At 70.7% G+C, this 18,130-nt stretch carries 13 protein-coding genes; 5 read left to right on the top strand and 8 right to left on the bottom strand.

Features of this window, described 5'->3' with window-relative positions; all coding sequences use genetic code 11:
• Positions 1-278: 278 nt before the first annotated feature.
• The gene (locus ACU6XJ_RS02535; RefSeq protein WP_476306445.1) at positions 279-5,414 is read left to right on the top strand and encodes a type I polyketide synthase; all 5,136 of its coding nucleotides are present in this window, start codon (positions 279-281) and stop codon (positions 5,412-5,414) included.
• 14 nt (positions 5,415-5,428) lie between these two features.
• Positions 5,429-6,454 (top strand): ketoacyl-ACP synthase III family protein, encoded by a 1,026-nt coding sequence (locus ACU6XJ_RS02530; RefSeq protein WP_476306442.1) that lies wholly within the window; start codon positions 5,429-5,431, stop codon positions 6,452-6,454.
• Positions 6,455-6,481: 27 nt separating this feature from the next.
• On the opposite strand, the gene ACU6XJ_RS02525 is transcribed toward ACU6XJ_RS02530, so the two are convergent.
• The 3 genes from ACU6XJ_RS02525 to glnA all read right to left on the bottom strand — a co-directional run bounded on the left by ACU6XJ_RS02525 (position 6,482) and on the right by glnA (position 9,909).
• Positions 6,482-6,967: an SRPBCC family protein gene (locus tag ACU6XJ_RS02525; RefSeq protein WP_476306440.1), complete on the bottom strand. Its 486-nt coding sequence runs from the start codon at positions 6,965-6,967 to the stop codon at positions 6,482-6,484.
• Between the two features lie 129 nt (positions 6,968-7,096).
• Positions 7,097-8,278, bottom strand: a complete 1,182-nt coding sequence (locus tag ACU6XJ_RS02520; protein ID WP_476306438.1) for an acyl-CoA dehydrogenase family protein — start codon at positions 8,276-8,278, stop codon at positions 7,097-7,099.
• Between the two features lie 206 nt (positions 8,279-8,484).
• A complete protein-coding gene (glnA, locus tag ACU6XJ_RS02515) occupies positions 8,485-9,909 on the bottom strand; it encodes a type I glutamate--ammonia ligase (protein WP_476306437.1) in 1,425 nt (474 codons plus the stop codon).
• A gap of 169 nt (positions 9,910-10,078) precedes the next feature.
• Between glnA and ACU6XJ_RS02510 the strand changes: the two genes are divergently transcribed.
• The 3 genes from ACU6XJ_RS02510 (at position 10,079) to ACU6XJ_RS02500 (ending at position 12,465) form a co-directional block, all read left to right on the top strand.
• A complete protein-coding gene (locus tag ACU6XJ_RS02510; protein WP_476306435.1) occupies positions 10,079-10,552 on the top strand; it encodes an RDD family protein in 474 nt (157 codons plus the stop codon).
• A gap of 99 nt (positions 10,553-10,651) precedes the next feature.
• Complete coding sequence (locus ACU6XJ_RS02505) at positions 10,652-11,632, top strand: ATP-binding cassette domain-containing protein (RefSeq protein ID WP_476306433.1); 981 nt, start codon at positions 10,652-10,654, stop codon at positions 11,630-11,632.
• The gene (locus ACU6XJ_RS02500) at positions 11,629-12,465 is read left to right on the top strand and encodes an ABC transporter permease (protein ID WP_476306430.1); all 837 of its coding nucleotides are present in this window, start codon (positions 11,629-11,631) and stop codon (positions 12,463-12,465) included. Before ACU6XJ_RS02505 ends, ACU6XJ_RS02500 begins: the two co-directional genes overlap by 4 nt.
• 206 nt (positions 12,466-12,671) lie before the next feature.
• Here ACU6XJ_RS02500 and ACU6XJ_RS02495 read toward each other — a convergent pair whose 3' ends face one another.
• The 5 genes from ACU6XJ_RS02495 to ACU6XJ_RS02475 all read right to left on the bottom strand — a co-directional run bounded on the left by ACU6XJ_RS02495 (position 12,672) and on the right by ACU6XJ_RS02475 (position 18,111).
• Complete coding sequence (locus tag ACU6XJ_RS02495; RefSeq protein WP_476306427.1) at positions 12,672-15,806, bottom strand: ATP-binding protein; 3,135 nt, start codon at positions 15,804-15,806, stop codon at positions 12,672-12,674.
• A gap of 74 nt (positions 15,807-15,880) precedes the next feature.
• Positions 15,881-16,081: a hypothetical protein gene (locus ACU6XJ_RS02490; protein WP_476306425.1), complete on the bottom strand. Its 201-nt coding sequence runs from the start codon at positions 16,079-16,081 to the stop codon at positions 15,881-15,883.
• A gap of 61 nt (positions 16,082-16,142) precedes the next feature.
• Complete coding sequence (locus ACU6XJ_RS02485; protein WP_476306422.1) at positions 16,143-16,529, bottom strand: DUF1761 domain-containing protein; 387 nt, start codon at positions 16,527-16,529, stop codon at positions 16,143-16,145.
• Positions 16,530-16,565: 36 nt separating this feature from the next.
• Positions 16,566-17,354, bottom strand: a complete 789-nt coding sequence (locus ACU6XJ_RS02480) for a GNAT family N-acetyltransferase (protein ID WP_476306420.1) — start codon at positions 17,352-17,354, stop codon at positions 16,566-16,568.
• Positions 17,355-17,382: 28 nt separating this feature from the next.
• Positions 17,383-18,111: a DUF4191 domain-containing protein gene (locus ACU6XJ_RS02475; protein WP_476306418.1), complete on the bottom strand. Its 729-nt coding sequence runs from the start codon at positions 18,109-18,111 to the stop codon at positions 17,383-17,385.
• Between the last annotated feature and the right edge of the window lie 19 nt (positions 18,112-18,130).

Raw genomic sequence — 18,130 nt, 5'->3', positions numbered from 1 at the left:
CTTAATGGGGTCCGCAAAGCAGTGTTTTTCTACTCGGCCCATTATGGCTAGTGCTTTATGACTAGTAATTTGTGAGCAACCGTCTGCGTTGTTGTCATCATCCCGGTGACCTGGCTGGTTTGCGCTTACCCCGCAAGCGGTTGACGAAGCTTCCCGGCACTCGTAACTTGACCTCGAGCCAATCGCTTCATTTATTCGGTGCGCACGGAATAAATCGTGACACCGCCCCTTGTCTGTTGATTTCTCGACCACGACCTTCGCCCGCGGAAGGAACGCACATGATGAGGCACTCGGGGAGCGACCGCGCGCCGGAAAGCGAACCCATCGCCGTCATCGGCCTTGGCTGCCGCCTGCCGGGCGGTCTGGACTCGGCGGAGGAGTTCTGGCGCTTCGTGTGCGAGGGCAGAGAGGCGACCGCCACCCTGCCCGAGGACCGGTGGCAGGCCTACACCGCCAACCCCCGGGACGCGCGGGCGATGCGCGGCACCACCCGGCGGGGCGCGTTCCTGGCCGATGCCGCGGGTTTCGACGCCGACTTCTTCGGGATCACCCCGCGGGAAGCCGAGCTCATGGACCCGCAGCAGCGCATCATGCTCGAGGTCGCCTGGCAGGCACTGGAACACGCGGGGGTGCCGCCGGAAAGCCTCGCGGGCACCGCCACCGGTGTCTTCACCGGCGTCGGCTCCGACGACTACGGCAGGCAGCTTCTGGAGGACCTGCCCGGCATCGAGGCCTGGACCGGCATCGGCTCGGCTCTGTGCGGCGTGGCCAACCGGGTCTCCTACGTCCTCGACCTGCGCGGCCCGAGTCTCGCGGTCGACACCGCCTGCTCGGCCTCGCTGGTCGCGACCCACCTCGCCTGCGCCAGCCTGCGGTTGGGGGAGAGCAGCATGGCCATCGTCGGCGGCATCAACGTGATCGCCGGGCCGGGCCTGACGATGGTGCTGGACGCCGCGGGCGCCACCTCGCCCGACGGACGGTCGAAGTCCTTCGACGCCGCCGCCGACGGCTACGGCCGCGGCGAGGGTTGCGCGGTCCTGGTCCTCAAGCGGCTGGCCGACGCCGAACGCGACGGCGACCGCGTGCTCGCCGTGATCCGCGGCAGCGCCGTCAGCCAGGACGGGCGCACCAACGGGATCATGGCGCCCAGCGACGAAGCCCAGGAACAGGTGATCCGGCAGGCCCTGCGCCAAGCCGACGTGGCCGCGCACACCGTGGACTACGTCGAGGCACACGGCACCGGAACCCGGATCGGCGACCGCATCGAGGCCGCCGCCCTGGGCCGCGTCTACGGCAGACCCGACGCCGCGAACCCCTGCCAGATCAGCTCGGTGAAGTCCAACATCGGCCACCTGGAGGCGGGCGCCGGTGTCGCGGGCGTGCTGAAGGCCGTGCTCGCACTCGTGCATGGGCGCATCCCGCCCATCGCGAACCTGGACCGACCGAACCCGCACATCGACTGGGTGGCCGCGGGCCTGGCCCCGGTCCGCGGGCTGCGGCCCTGGCCGGAGCGGGAGTCGCCGCGCCGCGTCGGTGTCTCCGCCTTCGGCTACGGCGGGACGATCGGCCACCTGATCCTCGAAGAGGCCCCGCCGGTCCCGACCCCCGCGACCCGGCGCAGCGCGGACCACGCGGGACCGTGGCTGTTCCCCCTGTCCGGGGCCACCCCCACGGCGGTGCGCCAGTACGCGGGCAGGCTGGCCGACTGGCTCGACGGCAGCGGCGCGGACGCTCGCCTCGCGGACGTGGCGCACACCCTGCTCGCGCGCCGCAGCCATCTGGCCCACCGCGCCGCGGTCGTCGCCCACGACCGACATGACCTCGCCGAGCGGTTGCGGTCACTGACAGACGAGGAGATTCACGGGATCGGCCCGGCCACGCCCGCGAACCCGGTGTGGGTGTTCTCCGGACACGGCTCGCAGTGGGTCGGCATGGGCCGCGAACTCCTGGCGGCGGAACCCGTCTTCGCCGAGGTGATCGACGCGCTGGGGCCGGTCTTCACCGCCGAGATCGGATTCGCCCCCCGGCAGGCCCTGGCCGAGGACCCCCTCGAGGAAGTCGCCCGCATCCAGCCGATGATCTTCGCGGTGCAGGTCGCGTTGGCCGGGGTGTTGCGCGCCAAGGGCCTTCGCCCGGCCGCCGTCATCGGCCACTCGGTGGGCGAGATCGCCGCCGCGGTCGCGGCCGGGGCGCTGACCCTGCTCGACGGCGCCCGCCTGGTGTGCCGCCGGTCGGTCCTGCTGCGCAAGGTCGCGGGCGACGGCGCCATGGCCATGGTCGGCTTGCCCTTCCAGCAGGTCCGGGAGCTTCTCGGCGACAGCCAGGACGTGGTCCCGGCGATCTCCGCGTCGCCCACCTCCACCGTGATCTCCGGCGCCGCGGCCGCCGTCCGGGCGGTGACGCAACGCTGGCGGGCCGACGGACTCCCCGTCCGCGAGGTCACCTCGGACGTCGCGTTCCACAGCCCGCACATGGACTGCCTGCTCGCGGATCTGGAAAGCGCAGCCGAGGACCTCGAGGTCTTCCAACCCCACCTGCCCTTCTACTCGACGGCGCTGGCGGACCCGCGCGCCCGGCCCCGGCACGACGGCGCCTACTGGACGGCGAACCTGCGCAACCCGGTGCGGCTGGCCGATGCCGTCACCGCCGCGCTGGACGACGGTCACCGGCTCTTCCTCGAGATCGCGCCGCACCCGGTGGTGACCCATTCGATCGCCGAGACGCTCGCCCACCGCGGCGCCGACGACGGGTTCGCCACGGGTGCCCTGCGCCGCCGCAGGCCGGAGCAATCCACCCTGCTGGGTGCCCTCGCCGCACTACACACCCACGGTGCCGTGGTGCGGTGGCCCGTGGACCAGCCCGCGAACCTCGTGTCGCTGCCCCCGGTCGCCTGGCAACACAAGCGGTTCTGGCGCCGCCCGGCACTCTCGCCGGGAACGGGCACCGAGCACCACGACCCGGATTCGCACACCCTGCTGGGCGCGGCCACGACCGTCGCGGGCACCCCGTCGATGCGGCTGTGGCACACCAGGGTGGACCACGAGAACCGCCCCTACTCCGGTGAGCACACCATCCACGGAGTGGAGGTCGTGCCCGCCTCGGTGGTGCTCAACACCTTCCTGGCCGCGGCCCGGTCACCTCGGCTCGCCGAGGTGACGCTGAGCATGCCGCTGCCGGTAACCGAACCGCACGACATCCAGGTGGTGTCCACCAACTCAGGCATCCGGCTCGCCTCCCGGCGCGCGGGCGACGGGCACGACTCGTGGCTGACCCACGCCACCGGCATGGCGGTGACCGACGCCGAAGCGCTGGACGAGACGGTGGACGTGGGGGAGTCGCACCGCCATCCGAACCGCCGCGCACCCGGTGACGTGCACCGGCACCTGTCGGAGGTCGGCGCCGCCCCCGGCTTCCGGTGGGAGCCGACCGAGCTTCGCACCTCGGACACGGGAGTCCTCGCCGTGGTCCGCGTCGACCACGACCCCACCACGTGGGCGCCGGTGCTGGACGCGGTGCTGGCCGTCGCGCCGCTGGTGTTTCCCGGCGAACCCGTGCTGCGGATGCCCCGCTACCTGCGCGCGCTCGCCGTCGGCGGCCGTGTCCCGTCCGGCACCGCGATCATCGAGGTGTCGGCCACCGACGCTCAGGACACAGTGGACGTCGTCGTGTCCGACGAAGCGGGCCATGTCCTGTTGCGGATGACCGAGTTGCGCTTCGGACGGTTGGACGGCGGCCTGGCCGACCGCGTCCCGGGTGAGCTTGTGCACCAGTTGAATTGGGTTCCCCTCGCTCCAGCGCGGGCAGCGTCCCGCCCGGTGCTGCTGGTCGGCGGCCGGGGCGGACTGGCCGCGTCGCTCGGCGACTGGCTCGCGACGGCGGGAGTGGAACACACCGTGCTCGACTCACCCGAGGAACTCGCCGCCGCGGCCTCCGCTGTGGACGTCCTGGTGCTCCCGGACCGACCGGCCGCGGCCGCCGGGGCATGGCGCCTGGCCAGAACCGCACAGGTCATGGGCGCGGCCGACATCCGCGGTAGCAGGCTCTGGGCGGTGACGACGGGCCAACGCGAACCCGGCGACCTCGACCAGGTCGCCCAAGGCCCCAGCTGGGGACTGGGCCGAGTCATCAGAGGCGAGCACCCGGAACTGTGGGGCGGCATCGTGGACCTGCCCACCGCACCCGGACCGGCGGACCTCCGAGCGCTCACCGCCGTGATCGCGGCCCGCCCGAAGGAAGACGTCCTCGCGATCCGGGCAGGCGAGGTCGAGACCGCGCGCCTCACCCCGGCCGCCGATCCCGACGGGTCCGAGCTGGAATGCCTGCCGGACGCCGCCTACCTGATCACCGGCGGCCTGGGCACCCTCGGACTCGAGGTGGCACGCTGGCTCGCCGGGCGCGGCGCACGACACCTCATCCTGGCAGGCCGCACCCCCCTGGCGGAGAACCCCGACGGCGCCCGAACCGGCGCGATCCGCGGCCTGGAGGCAATGGGCGTCACCGTGCGGACCCTCGCCCTCGACATCGCCGACCTCGAAACCAGCACCCGCCTGCTCCGCGCCGAACCGGGCCTGCCGCCGATCCGGGGCGTCGTGCACGCCGCCGGCGTACTGGACAACCGCATGTTGCGCGACCTGGACGAGGCATCGCTGCGCAGGGTCATGCGTCCCAAGGTCGACGGAGCGCTGACCCTGCACACCCTGTTCCCACCGGGCAGCCTCGACTTCCTCGCCCTGTTCTCCTCCAACGGCCTGCTGCTCGGTCTGCCCGGCCAAGCCGCTTACGCCTGCGGCAACGCGTTTCTCGACGCGCTCGCCCGGCACCGCCGCTCGACCGGGCACCGCGACACCATCAGCCTCGCCTGGACCTCGTGGCGCGGCATGGGCATGGCGGCCAACGACACCGTGGAGCAAGAACTACGCGAGTCCGGCGTCGGCACGATCTCCGCGGCCGAAGCGTTCCGCGCCTGGGAACTGGCCCACCGCACCGACATCCCGTACGCGGTGGTCATGCCCACAGTGGACCTCCCACCAGGACGGACCCCGCTGCCCCTCCTGAGCGCCCTGAAATTCAGGCAGGCAACCACCGAGGAGAGCGTGGCCGAGTTCACCGCCGACCTCGCCCCCGATGAACTGCTGCGCCGCGTGACCAGCGAAGTCGTCGCCATCGTCGGCGCCGAAACGCAGACCCCGGCCGAGGACCTTGACCTCAACCGCCCCCTCCCCGAACTGGGCCTGGACTCGGTGATGATGCTGGCGATCCGTCGGAAACTGGAACGCAGGCTCCGCCTGGACCTGCCCGCGGCACTGCTCTGGACCGCCACCACCGTCGCCGCCCTCGCCCGCGAACTCGCCGACCGCCTCACCACCCCGCAGGCCGACCCGCCTTCGGAAAGTCACGCTTTTCTGACCGGCTGACACGAGGAGAAGCAATGCACACCGACACCTACCTGGCCGGTATCAGCACCTACCTGCCGGACCTGGTGGACACCGCCCACGCCGTGCACAGCGGTTGGTACGACCAGGACGCCGCCGACCGCGCGGGCCTGAAGTCGGTCGCCGTCGCCGATACCCTGCCCGCCCCCGACATGGCGGTCACGGCGGTGAACGACCTGCTCAAGAAGTCACCCCTGCCGCCATCGGCCATCGCCGCCCTCTTCCACACCGCCGTGCACTACCAAGGACCGGACTCCTGGTCCCCCCAGCACTACATCCTCCGCAACACCCTCGGCACCCGAATCCCGGCGGTCGAGATCCGCCAGGGCTGCAACGGAATGCTGAGCTGCCTCGAACTGGCCTCCAACCACCTCGGCGCGGACCCGTACCGCGAGGCCGTCCTCGTCGTCGGCGGCGACAACTTCTCCACCCCCATCGTGGACCGCTGGACCACCAGCAGGAACTTCGTCCTCGGCGACGGCGCCGCCGCCGTACTGGTCTCCCGCCACCCCGGCTTCGCCCAGCTGCTCTCCGTCAGCTCCATGTCCGACCCCGACCTGGAACCACTCGACCGCGGCGGCGAAGCCCTGTTCCCGCCCGGCATCACCATCGGCGCCCGCCTCGACATCGAGGCCCGCCACCTCTACTGGAAACAGGAGTGGGCCAAGGGAAACCTGCCGCCCATCGGCGACGTCGGCAAGCTCCTGCGCGACACCGCGGCCCGAGCACTCGCCGACGCGGGCGTGCGGATGTCCGAAATCACCCGCGTCACCCACCCCGGCTTCAACCTGCCCGCCCTCCGCGAAGTCTTCCTCGAACCCCTCGGCATCGACGAGTCCAGGACAAGCTGGGAATTCCACCGCACCACCGGCCACGCGGGAACCATCGACCAACTCGCGGGCCTCGAACACCTGTGGACCTCCCGCCAGATCCGGGCGGGTGACCACGTGCTCCTCGTCGGCATCGTGCCCGGCATGCAGGCGACCTGCGCCGTGATCAAAGTCCTGGAAACCTGCCAGTGACGACAGGGCCGGGACCGATCGCCACGGTCAGGCTCGTGGCGTTGGTGCGGCGAGCTCGGCCAAGTGCTGCAGCGAGTTGGTGAGATGCGCAGGGTCGAAAGGCGGGAACTGGATGTACTCCCGGATGGACTGCGGCACCGCCGACCAGTCGTAGGTGAGCGTGACCTCGGTTTCGGACAGACCGACCGGCGCCAGGTCGTAACGCCAGCTCCAGCCGCCGAACTCCAGGCTGCCGTCGTCCTTCTCTTCCCCCGTCAGCCAGCCGATGGCACGCGGCGCCTCCAGCACGTGAACCTTGTTGGCCACCCGGTAGTCACCGTCCGGATGGTCGGCGTGATACATGTTCATCCGGAAAACCTGCCCCGCCTCGGTCAGCGGCGCCTGGTCGGCGGCTTTCCGAACCCAGCCGGTGCCGTCGATCGCGGAATGGGTCGTCGGGTCCGCCAGCACCGCGAACACCCTGTCGACGGGCGCGGCGACAGTCAGGGCGGCGGTCAAGTTCTCCTGGTCCACGGGTGTGCACGCTCCTTGTCATCTCATGCCGGGCCTTCCACAGGCGTACAAGGCCCGACATGTAGACACCGCGGCGAGGCGAAACTCATCGGTCGTGCCGCGATCCGCCGCACACCGGTGGCGATGTGATCACGACACGAAGTCGAGAAACTCCCAGTGCCCTTCGGGATGCGCGCCGCTGAGCCATTTCCCGCAGTTCTGCAGGACCACCGGGCCAGAGGTGATGTGCTGGGTGCCGGTGCCGAGATCACGCAGGAACCGGTCGATCGGCCCGCGCCGGATCGCCGCCGTCGCCGCCCATCGGTGCACCGTCTGGCCGATGTCCTGCACGGTCCACGTCGCGTGGTTGAGCGCCAGCCTGATCAGCGTGTCCTGCTCTGTACTCAAAGGCTCGCCCGCGGCCAGAATGTCCTCGTTGCCTTGCCACACCTGCATCCCCCACGCCCGAGCCGAACGAAGCTTGGCTTCGGCGGTCGCGAACTCGGCGTGGAACTGCGCGGTGTCGGTGGCAGCATTGCGGGTGCCGGATTTCGCCGCGGCAACCAGCTTCAGCTCATCCAGCAGCCGCCGCCCGACCCCGAACGCCCAGCCGGTGTGCCCGATCGCGGCCATGTTCACCACCCCCACGCGGAAGATCGCGCCACCATTGGCCGGCGTCGTGGTGGCCGCGAGATAGGTGTGCGTCGCCGGGACGAACTCATCGGCGCAGTGGTAGTCGATGCTGCTCGTGGCGCGCAGACCGAGCACATCCCAGTTGTCGACAAGCTCCACCCGCGACTTCGGCATCGACAGCACTCGAAACTCCCCGGTGCCCTCGACCTGGATCGCACTGTGCACATGGGTGGCCAGCGCCATCCCGGAGGCGAACTGCCAACTCCCGCTCACCAGATAGCCCCCGTCCACGGGAACCGCCCGCCCAGCGCGGGTGCCATGCCCCGCCAGCAACGCGTAATGACCGCCCGCCACATCGGGAAACAGCTCGGCCGCCGCGTCAGCACCGAGATAGGCCGCCGTGGTGCCGGTGACCATCTGCAACGCCATCATCGTCCACCCGGCCGAGGCGTCGTGATAGCTGAGCCGCTCGATCGTCTCGATCACCTGCCGCGGCGAGAACTCGTAGCCGCCGAGGTTCGCAGGCAGCCCGGCCCTGATGACCCCGGTGTCCAGCAACGCCCGCGCGGTGTCGTCGGTAAGCCTGCCGAGTTTCTCCGCCGCGTCCGCGTTCGCCTCAAGCTCCCCGGCGAGCGCGTCGATTCGCCTCAGCACCGCGGGAAATTCGTCGCTGACATGCAACCGGGCCGAGGCCGTCACGGGAAGCTCGCTCCTTGGTCTCGGCGCCACTGCCCTCCTCACGCTACCGCGAAGCCACCCCGTTCCCCGAGGTTCTCGGACGGTATCGGCATAGTCCGCAGTAGACCCGATCGGTTGCCGCGCAACGACGAACGGCCGGTTCCGCGCGGAGGCGGAACCGGCCGTTCGTCGAAACACGCGTCTGCCAGGTCAAACCCGGCTCGGGCTCACACGTCGTAATACAGCGCGAACTCGTAGGGGTGCGGGCGGAGGCGGATCGGGTCGATCTCGTTCTCGCGCTTGAAGGCGATCCAGGTCTCGATCACGTCCGGGGTGAAGACGCCGCCTTCCAGCAGGAAGTCGTGGTCCGCCTCCAGGTTGTCCAGCGCCTTGTCCAGCGAGCTGGGGACCTGCGGGACGTTGCGGGCCTCCTCGGGGGGAAGCTCGTAGAGGTCCTTGTCGATCGGGGCCGGGGGCTCGATCTTGTTCTTGATGCCGTCCAGGCCCGCCATCATCATCGCGGCGAAGGCCAGGTACGGGTTGCCCGAGGAGTCGGGGCAGCGGAACTCGACGCGCTTGGCCTTCGGGTTGTTGCCGGTGATCGGGATGCGCACGCAGGCAGAACGGTTGCGCTGCGAGTACACCAGGTTCACCGGGGCTTCGAAGCCGGGCACCAGGCGGTGGTAGGAGTTCACCGTCGGGTTGGTGAAGGCCAGCAGGCTCGGGGCGTGGTGCAGGATGCCGCCGATGTAGTGCCGCGCCGCGTCCGACAGGCCGCCGTAGCCGCTCTCGTCGTGGAACAGCGGCTCGCCGTCCTTCCACAGCGACTGGTGGCAGTGCATGCCAGAGCCGTTGTCGCCGAACAGCGGCTTCGGCATGAAGGTGGCCGTGCGGCCCGCCTGCCACGCCGTGTTCTTCACGATGTACTTGAACAGCTGCAGGTCATCCGCCGCGTGCAGCAGCGTATTGAACTTGTAGTTGATCTCGGCCTGACCGGCGGTGCCCACCTCGTGGTGCGCCCGCTCCACGGTGAAGCCCGAGTCCTGCAGGTTCAGCACGATCTTGTCGCGGAGGTCGGCGTAGTGGTCGGTGGGCGACACCGGGAAGTAGCCGCCCTTGTACTTGACCTTGTAGCCCTTGTTGCCGCCCTCTTCGTCCGCGCCGGTGTTCCACCAGCCCGACTCCGAGTCGATCTCGTGGAACGAGGCGTTCTCGGTGGTGTCGAAGCGGATCGAGTCGAACAGGTAGAACTCGGCCTCGGGGCCGAAGAACACGGTGTCGGCGATGCCGGACTCGGTGATGTACTGCTCGGCCTTGCGCGCGATGTTGCGCGGGTCGCGGCTGTAGGGCTCGCGAGTCAGCGGGTCGTGCACGAAGAAGTTCAGGATCAGCGTCTTCTCAACCCGGAACGGGTCGATGCGCGCGGTGTAGGGGTCGGGCAGCAGCAGCATGTCCGACTCGTGGATCTGCTGGAAGCCGCGCACCGACGAACCGTCGAACGCAAGACCCTCATTGAACGCGTCCTCGTCAAAGGACGCCGCGGGCACCGTGAAGTGCTGCATGATGCCGGGCAGATCGCAGAACCGGACATCGACGAACTTCACGCCCTGCTCGTTGATGTACTGCAGGACCTCGTCGGAACTCTTGAACACCCTCGCTGGCTCCTTTTGTGGTCGAATGCCGGTCGCTTAGCTCGGCCCGACGCTAAGCGGGTGGTGTTGCCCGGTCATCACCCGCATGTTTCACGGACGTTAACGGGCGGGAGTTTGCCCTGGAATGCCTGCCTCTCGCAGCGTGGAACCCGAGGCTTACCCTGATTGTGTGGCTAGATGGACAGGATCGTGGCTTTCCGGGCCCAGCGCGGCCCTGGAACCGGGCGCCGACGCGGGTGACCGGCCCAGCCAGAAGTGGCGCGGCGAGCGGCTCGGGCTGCCCGAGAACGGGCCCGGTTCGGTGCCGTCCACGCTGCGCCGCGCGGTGGCGCTGATCGTCGACGTCGTGCTGGCGGGCCTGGTCGCGGGCCTGTTCACCGCACCGGAGCTGCCCCAGAACTGGAGCCTGCTGTCCTGGGCGGTCATCACCGTGCTGCCCACCGCCTTCTTCGGCATCACCCCCGGCATGGTGCTGCTCGGGATGCGGGTGGCCCGCGTCGACGGCTCGACCATGGTCGGCCTGCTCCGTGCGATCCCGCGCACACTGCTCATCTTCTTCATCATCCCCGCCGTGATCTGGGACGCCGACAACCGCGGCCTGCACGACAAGCTGACCGGCACCATCGTCGTCCGCAGCCGCTGACACGCGTTTTCGCCGCCGCCCGCGCCGTGTGCGTGAAATGTCAGTGGTTGCCGGCATGGTCTCCCCACGAATGTGTATCAACTTGGGGAGATATCAGTAATGAACGACGTCATCCGCGCCGAAGGGCTGGTGAAGCGCTTCGGCGAGACCACCGCCCTGTCCGGCGTGGACCTCGCCGTGCGACAGGGCACGGTGCTGGGGGTGCTCGGACCCAACGGGGCGGGCAAGACCACCGCGGTGCGCGTCCTCGCCACCCTCACCGCCCCCGACGAGGGGCACGCCACGATCTACGGGTACGACGTGGTCCGACAGGCCCACCAGGTGCGTCAGCTCATCGCGCTCACCGGCCAGCAGGCTTCGGTGGACGAGACCCTGACCGGAACCGAGAACCTGCTGCTCGTCGGCAGGCTGATCGGACTGTCCCGCGGTGACTCGCGGGCCCGCGCCAGGGAACTGCTCGACCAGTTCGGGCTGACCGACGCCGCGGGACGAGCGGTGAAGACCTACTCCGGGGGCATGCGCCGCCGCCTCGACCTGGCCGTGAGCCTGGTCACAAGGCCACGCGTGCTGTTCCTGGACGAGCCGACCACCGGGCTCGACCCGCGCAGCCGCAACGACCTCTGGGACATGGTCCGCGGCCTGGTCAACGACGGTGTCTCCGTGCTGCTCACCACGCAGTACCTGGAGGAGGCCGACCAACTAGCCGACGAGATCGTGGTCATCGACCACGGCCGGGTCATCGCGGGCGGCACGCCCGAGGACCTCAAGACCCGCGTCGGCGGGCAGACGCTGGCCATCCGGCCCGCGCTCGCCGACGACTACGACGCCATCAACACGGTCGCCGCGGCTGTCCTCGGCGCCGAGGGCAAGCGGGACGGGGACTCGATGCTCATCCCCATCGCCGACCCCGAGCAGATGCCCGCCATGGTGCGCAGGTTGGACGACGCGGGAATCCGCATCGCCGAGCTGTCCATGCGCGGCTCCAGCCTGGACGAGGTGTTCCTCGTGCTCACCGGGCACCGCGCGGGCAACGGCACGGAAGCAGGCAAGACCACCGAGACCGAGAGGAGCGTGGCATGACCACCTACTCTCCAACCCGTGACACCGCGGTGCCCGACACCGGGGTCGCGCCGACGCCCGCCGACTCGGTCGGCATCGGTGCCACTCTGCGGCACACGGCGACCATGGCCTGGCGCTGCCTGGCCCAGATCCGGCACAACCCGATGGAACTCGGCGACCTGAGCATCCAGCCGATCATGTTCGTGCTGCTGTTCACGTTCGTCTTCGGCGGTGCCATCGGCGGAACGCCCTCGGACTACCTGCAGTTCATGCTGCCCGGCATGGTCGTGCAGAACGCGTTGTTCGCGTTGATGAACACCAGCCTCGCGCTGAGCACGGACATCACCAAGGGCGTCTACGACCGCTTCCGGAGCCTGCCGATCGCCCGCAGCGCGCCGCTCGCGGGCCGCATCCTGGCCGACACGGTGCGGCAGCTCTGGTCGTTCCTGGTGATCCTCGGCGTGGGCGCGCTGATCGGCTTCCGTATCACCACGGGCTTCGGTGAGACGGTGCTCGCGCTGCTGCTGCTGATCGCGTTCACCATGCTGTTCTCCTGGTTCGCCGTCTACATCGGCGTGGTGGTCTCCGAACCGGAGAAGGTGATGACCTTCGGCTTCGTGATCATGATGCCGCTGACGTTCACCTCGAACGCGTTCGTGCCCGGCAACACGATGCCCGACTGGCTGCGCGCCTGGGTGGACGTCAACCCGGTCACGCTGCTGGCGAACGCGATCCGCGGGCTGCTCAGGGGCGGCCCGGTGCTGGAGAACGCGCTCTGGTCCGGCGTGTGGGCGCTCGCGGTGACCGCCGTCTTCGCCCCGCTCGCGGTCCGAGCCCTGCGCCGCCGAGCCTGACAAGTACTTCGAAAGCCCGCCGGCTGGGGGTCGGCGGGCTTTTCGAATGCTGCGGGTTGGCGGGCGTGGCTGCCGCAGCGGTTCGGTCCGAGCAGGCCACCACGGGTCGGTGCGGCGCGCCTCGGAGCGTGGTGCCGGCATCGGCGCGGATACGGCCTGGACCAACGCAGCACTGGCGACCGACGTCCGGGCACGGCACCGCGCGGTCAGCGCAGTGCGTCCTTCAGCGCGGCGAGGGCGTCGGCGCGGGTGCGGCCGCGGCCCCTGGCCAGCGCCGCGGCCAGTGCCTCCGCGCCCAGCGCGTCGGTGAGATCGTCGTGCAGCCGCCTGCTGTCGGGGGTCGTCGGCCCGTGCATCCCGCCCACCAGCTGGGCCGTGCCCAGCAGTTCCGCGGCCTCGGTGAAGCGGCCCTCCACCCCGGCGGCCATGGCGAGCGAGGTGCCAAGCTGTTCGGCGATCACCGGCCCGTCCCTGGTGGGCAGGACCGCCTCCCCGCACGCCGTCAGCAGCCCGCGGGCGGCGGGCATATCGCCGTCGGCGAGCGCCACTCGCGCCTTGGCTGCCTGCAGCCAGATCCAGCCGAAGTTGAAGCCGGTGCCGCTGACCGGCCGGTAGCCGTCGGCCGCGGCCAAGCCCTTGGCCTCCGACAGCCTGCCCCGCCAGCGGGCCAGGTCGATACACGCGGCCACCCCCGCCGCCTGGTACTCGGGCAGCCCGAGGTCGTGCGCCAGCTCCAGGCTCCTGGCCACGTCCCGCTCGGCGGCGGCGAAATCACCCAGGCCCGCGTGCAGAATCCCTCTGCGCAGCAACACGAACGGCTGCTCCTCGGCGGCACGCAGCTCGGCAACGTGTCGCAGCACGACGCCAAGCTGCTCAATCGCCTCCCGCGGCCGGTCGGACAGCGCGGCCAGTTCGGCCAGGCCGATCCGGACGTGCACCTCGCTCCACAGGTTGCCCAGCTCCTGCGATGCCCGCAGCGCCGCAGCCATCCGCGCCTCCGCCTCCGCGGGCCGGCCGAGGTTGACCATCACATGCCCGCTCCAGCCCAGCGCGGACGCCCTGATCGAGGGGTCCTCATGCGTCAGCAGGCGCTCCAGCTTCACCAGCGCCTCCTCGTCGCGGCCGGAGAACATATCGCTCATCGGCTCGACGACCACCAGCCAGGTGCTGCGTCGGACCTCCTCGGCGGGCAGTTCGCCGATCAGTTCGCGCAGCACGGTGAACCGCTCGAGACCATCGTCGAAGTGGTCCTGGCTCAGCGCCAGCATGGCCGCCACCGACATCACCTCGGCGTAGCCGACGGTCTTCGCGCCCTCCCAGCGGGCCAGCGCGCGGTTGACCAGCACGTTGGCATCGCCGCCTCGGGCCCGCAGTATCCAGTACCAGCCGAGCGCCGGGGCCAACCGCCAGGTCAGGTCGGCGTCGCCGGTGTCGATGGCCCAGGCCAGCGCGGCGTGCAGATTGTCGTGTTCGGTGCCAAACAGATCCAGCGCCGCGATCTGCTCGCGGCCTTCGAACATCGGCTCGCAGCTCACCGCGAGGTCGGTGAAGAACTCGGCGTGCATCCTGCGCAGCCCGTCCTCCTCGCCCGCCGCCCGGCACCGCTCCAGGGCGTAGGCGCGGATCGTGGCCAGCATCCGGTACCGGGGCTGCCCGTTCTGCTGTTCCACCAGCAGCAGCGATTTCTCCACCAGCGAGGACAGCAGGTCCTCCGCGGCAGGCCCGCCGACCGCCCGGACCGCGTCCAGCGAGGCCCCCGAGGGGAAGATCCCCAGCCTGCGGGCCAGCACCCGTTCCGGTTCGGTGAGCAGGTCCCAGCTCCACTCGATGACCGCACGCAGCGTCTGGTGCCGGGACAGCGCGGTCCGGCTGCCCGCGGTGAGCAGCGCGAACCGGTCCGACAGCCGGTGCGCGACCTGCGGCAGCGGCAGCGAACGCAGCCGGGCCGCGGCCAACTCGATGGCCAGCGGGATGCCGTCCAGTTCCCGGCAGATCTCCACCACCAGATCCACCGTCGACTCATCCAGCCGGAACGACGGCGACACCGCGTCGGCCCGGTCGGCGAACAGCCTGATGGCGGACGCCGTGACCGCCTCCGATTCCGAGGCACCGCGTGCGGGCACGGCCAACGGCCGCACCGGCCACAGCGTCTCGCCGGTGATGCCCAGCGGTTCTCGGCTGGTGGCCAGCACGGTCAACCGGGGGCAGCCGGTCAGCAGTTCGCCGACCAGCACCGCCGCCGCGTCGATGAGGTGCTCGCAGTTGTCCATGATCAGCAGCAGGTCGGCCTCGTGCAGCGCCTGCAACAGCCGCTCGGTCGGGCTGATGCCCTCCTGCGGCTGGTGCCGCGGCACCAGCCGCGCCTCGCGCAGGCCGAGTGCGTCCAGCACGGCCAGCGGCAGCATCTCCGGATCGGTCAGACCCGCCAGTTCGACCAGACAGGCCGGGCCCGCGGTCCTGGCGAACTCGACGGCCAGCCGGGTCTTGCCGGAGCCGCCGGGTCCGGTCAGCGTGACCAGCCTGCTCGCCTGGGTCAGCTTGTCGACGGTGCGCAGATCGTCGGTGCGGCCGACGAAGCTGGTCAGCGCGGCGGGCAGGCCTGCGCGCCTGCGCGGCGGCGGCACCGCGTGCAGCAGTTCCAGGTGCAGCGCCTGGGACTCGGGGGAGGGGTCGATGCCCAGCTCCTCGGCGAGCGCCCGGCGCATCCGGTCGTAGGCGGCCAGCGCTTCGGCCTGACGGCCCGCCGCCCGGTGCGCGCGGATCAGCGTGCGGTGCAGGCCCTCCCGCAGGGGTTGCGCGGCCACCAGTTCGGTGAGCTCACCGACCACGTGCGCGGCGTTGCCCGCGTCCAGTTCGGCGGCGAAGTGCTCCTCGACGGCGTCCAGCCGCAGAGCCTCCAGCCGCGCTACCACCGGCACCGCGATCTCGGTCTCGGCCAGGTCCGCGAGCGCGGGCCCGCGCCACAGCGCGAGTGCCGACCTGGCGAGTCCGCCCTTGTCCCGCGCGCCGTTGCCCAGCCCCGCCACCAGTTGCTCGAAGCGGTGCAGGTCGACGTTCTCCGGCGGCACGTCCAGCCGGTATCCGGTCGGCTCGGCCACGATCGACAGTCCCGGCACCGCGCGCCGCGCCCGGGAGACCAGCGTCTGGAGCGCGTTCGCGGCCTCCCGCGGCGGGTCCTGCGGCCACAGCCCGTCGACCAGCCGCGGAAACGGCACCACCCCGCCCGCATCCAGCGCGAGCAACGCGATCAGCGCTCGCAGCCGCTTGCCCGCGACGACCACCTCCGCCCCGCCGGGATCACGGATCTCCAGCGGGCCGAGCAGGTTGATGCGGATGGCCACGCCTGCATTCTGCCCAAAGCGCGCCCACTGACCGCACCGATTAAGCCGCTCACTCATCCCGGGCCACTCGTCGATCAGCCGGGTTTGCCGGTGCCGCCGGGCCCGGTCAGCGTGACCAGCCGGTGGGCGCCGGTCAGCTCGGCCGGCCGACGCGGGTCGTCGGTGCGGCCGAGGAAACTGGTCAGCGGCGCGGGCGGGATCACGTCGGGGCGCTCGGTCGCGGCGTCGGTCTTCGGCCGCCGGACCGGGCGGATCCGACGTTGATCTGCTGGCACGCGTTCCCCCGAGGACAGCCCGGCATCGTCCTTCGACACTAGCCCAGCGCGCGGCGGCGGCTCAGCCGATCCAGCCGATCACCGCGCCCATGGCGGTGTAGGCGACGGTGAGGTAGCCGCCGTTGACCGCCGCCAGCGCGAGCGGTTTGCCCTCGTACAGGTAGGTGATCACGAAGCTGGTGCTGATCCAGGCCACGCCGATCAGCAGCCCGGCCAGCGCGCCGTGGCCGGGGCCGACCTCGGTGCCGAGCGAGTACGCCAGCAGCAGCGCGCCGACCAGCGTGGCGAGGAAGCTGCCGATCATGGCCGGGGCGATGGACTTGCCGGTGGGGGTCACCCCGGAAAGCTGCTGCCACAGCTTGCCGAACACCGGCGGGGCGTACCAGAGCGCGCCGATTCCGAAGCCGACGACGGTCGCGACGAGCACCGCGAGCGGGTTGAGGTCCATGATCGTTCAGCGTAGGACGGGGCGGTCCGCCGGGCGTCACCCTTCTTGCTGGTCTTGAGTCTCGTTCGGACGGATCTCCACCAGGTGCACCGCGGTGGCGACTCGGGTGAAGCCGACCCGCTCGTACACCCGGCAGGCGTCGTCGTGGCCCGGCGTGAGCCACGGCAGGCCCACCCCGGCCAGTTCGGCCGAGCGGAACACGGCCGCGGCCGTCACCAGGCCGCCGAGCCCGCGCCGCCGGTACTCCGACAACGTGGCGACCCCGGCGATCTCGGTGACCCCGTCCTCTACCGCGGTCCACCACGTGGTGGCCACCGGGATGCCGTCCCAGTGCAGGAGCACCGCGCCGCCGTCGCGGTGCGATGCGGGCACCGGGCTCGTGCCGGGGCCCTCCACGCCGAACGCGGTGTTGGCCACCGCGTGCGCCGTCGCCATCTCCTCGTCGGTGGCCACCACGGTGATCTCGACCTGCTCGGGCAGTCGCGGCGGCGCCATCGCGGCCGGGTCGCCGATCATGATCGGCACCCGCCGCTCGACGGTGATGCCCGCCGCTTCCAGCGGGCCGACCACCGCGGGGTTGAGGTCCTCGACCAGTTCCAGCCGGACCGGGTTCGGTGCGAAAGCCGCGCGTAGCGGTTCGATGGCGTCGGCGACCTGGGATTCGGTGGCATCGAAGTCCGCGAGCACCGCGTAGTTGAAGGCCTCCGGGGCACCGGGGTTGAGCAAGGCCGTGAAGGGGCCCGCGGGAACGACCTCGCGGACCCGGCCCAGGCCGGTCAGCCTGGCTCGTTCGATCCTGCGCAACAACGCGTCGGTGCTCGTCACGGACGGCACGGTAGCGCCGATGCGACGGTCAGCGCCTCCGAATTGTTCGCTGCACGTTGCGCATCTTGGCGCCCTGCGGCAGCGGGCCCTTCGGCATCGCGGCGCCCTTGCCCTGGAGGGCGGCCAGCCGCTTCTCGATGGTCACCACCTGGGCGCTGCTGATGTTGCGCGGCAGTTTGGCGAGGTGCTGCTGCAACCTGCGCAGCGGCACCTGGTTCTCGTCGTTGCCGACGATCACGTCGTAGATGGGCGTCTCGCCGATCAGCCGGGCGATGCGCTTCTTCTCCTGCGCGAGCAGGCCCTTCACCCGGTGCGCAGCGCCCTCGGCGACCAGCACGACCCCGGGGCGGCCGATCACGCGGTGCACCACGTCAAGCTGGGTGGTGCCCGCCACGGCCTGGGTGACCTGCCACTTGCCGCGCATGTTGTCCAGCGCCCAGCCCGCGGCGCCCGGCTGGCCCTCGGCCTTGCCGTAGACATTGCGCTGCACGCGGCGGCCGAAGATGACCACGGCCAGCAGCAGTCCGATCGCGACACCCAGCGGAAGCACCAGCCAGTGCACACCCCAGATGAAGCCGATGCCGAAGGCGGCCGCGGCCGCGCCGATCACGGCCAGCAGCATCAGCGGGAGAAGCCACTTGTCCTCGCGGCGCTGCATCTTGAACGCCTCGAAGATCTGCTTGCGACGCGCCCGCGACTCCGCGCGCTTCGCCTGTGACGCGGCCTTGGCGGCCGCCTTGTCCTGCTTCGCTGCCATACCTGTCAGGATACGGCGC

Source organism: Actinorectispora metalli, assembly GCF_056323685.1.
This window is presented reverse-complemented; position numbering and strand designations above follow the sequence as displayed.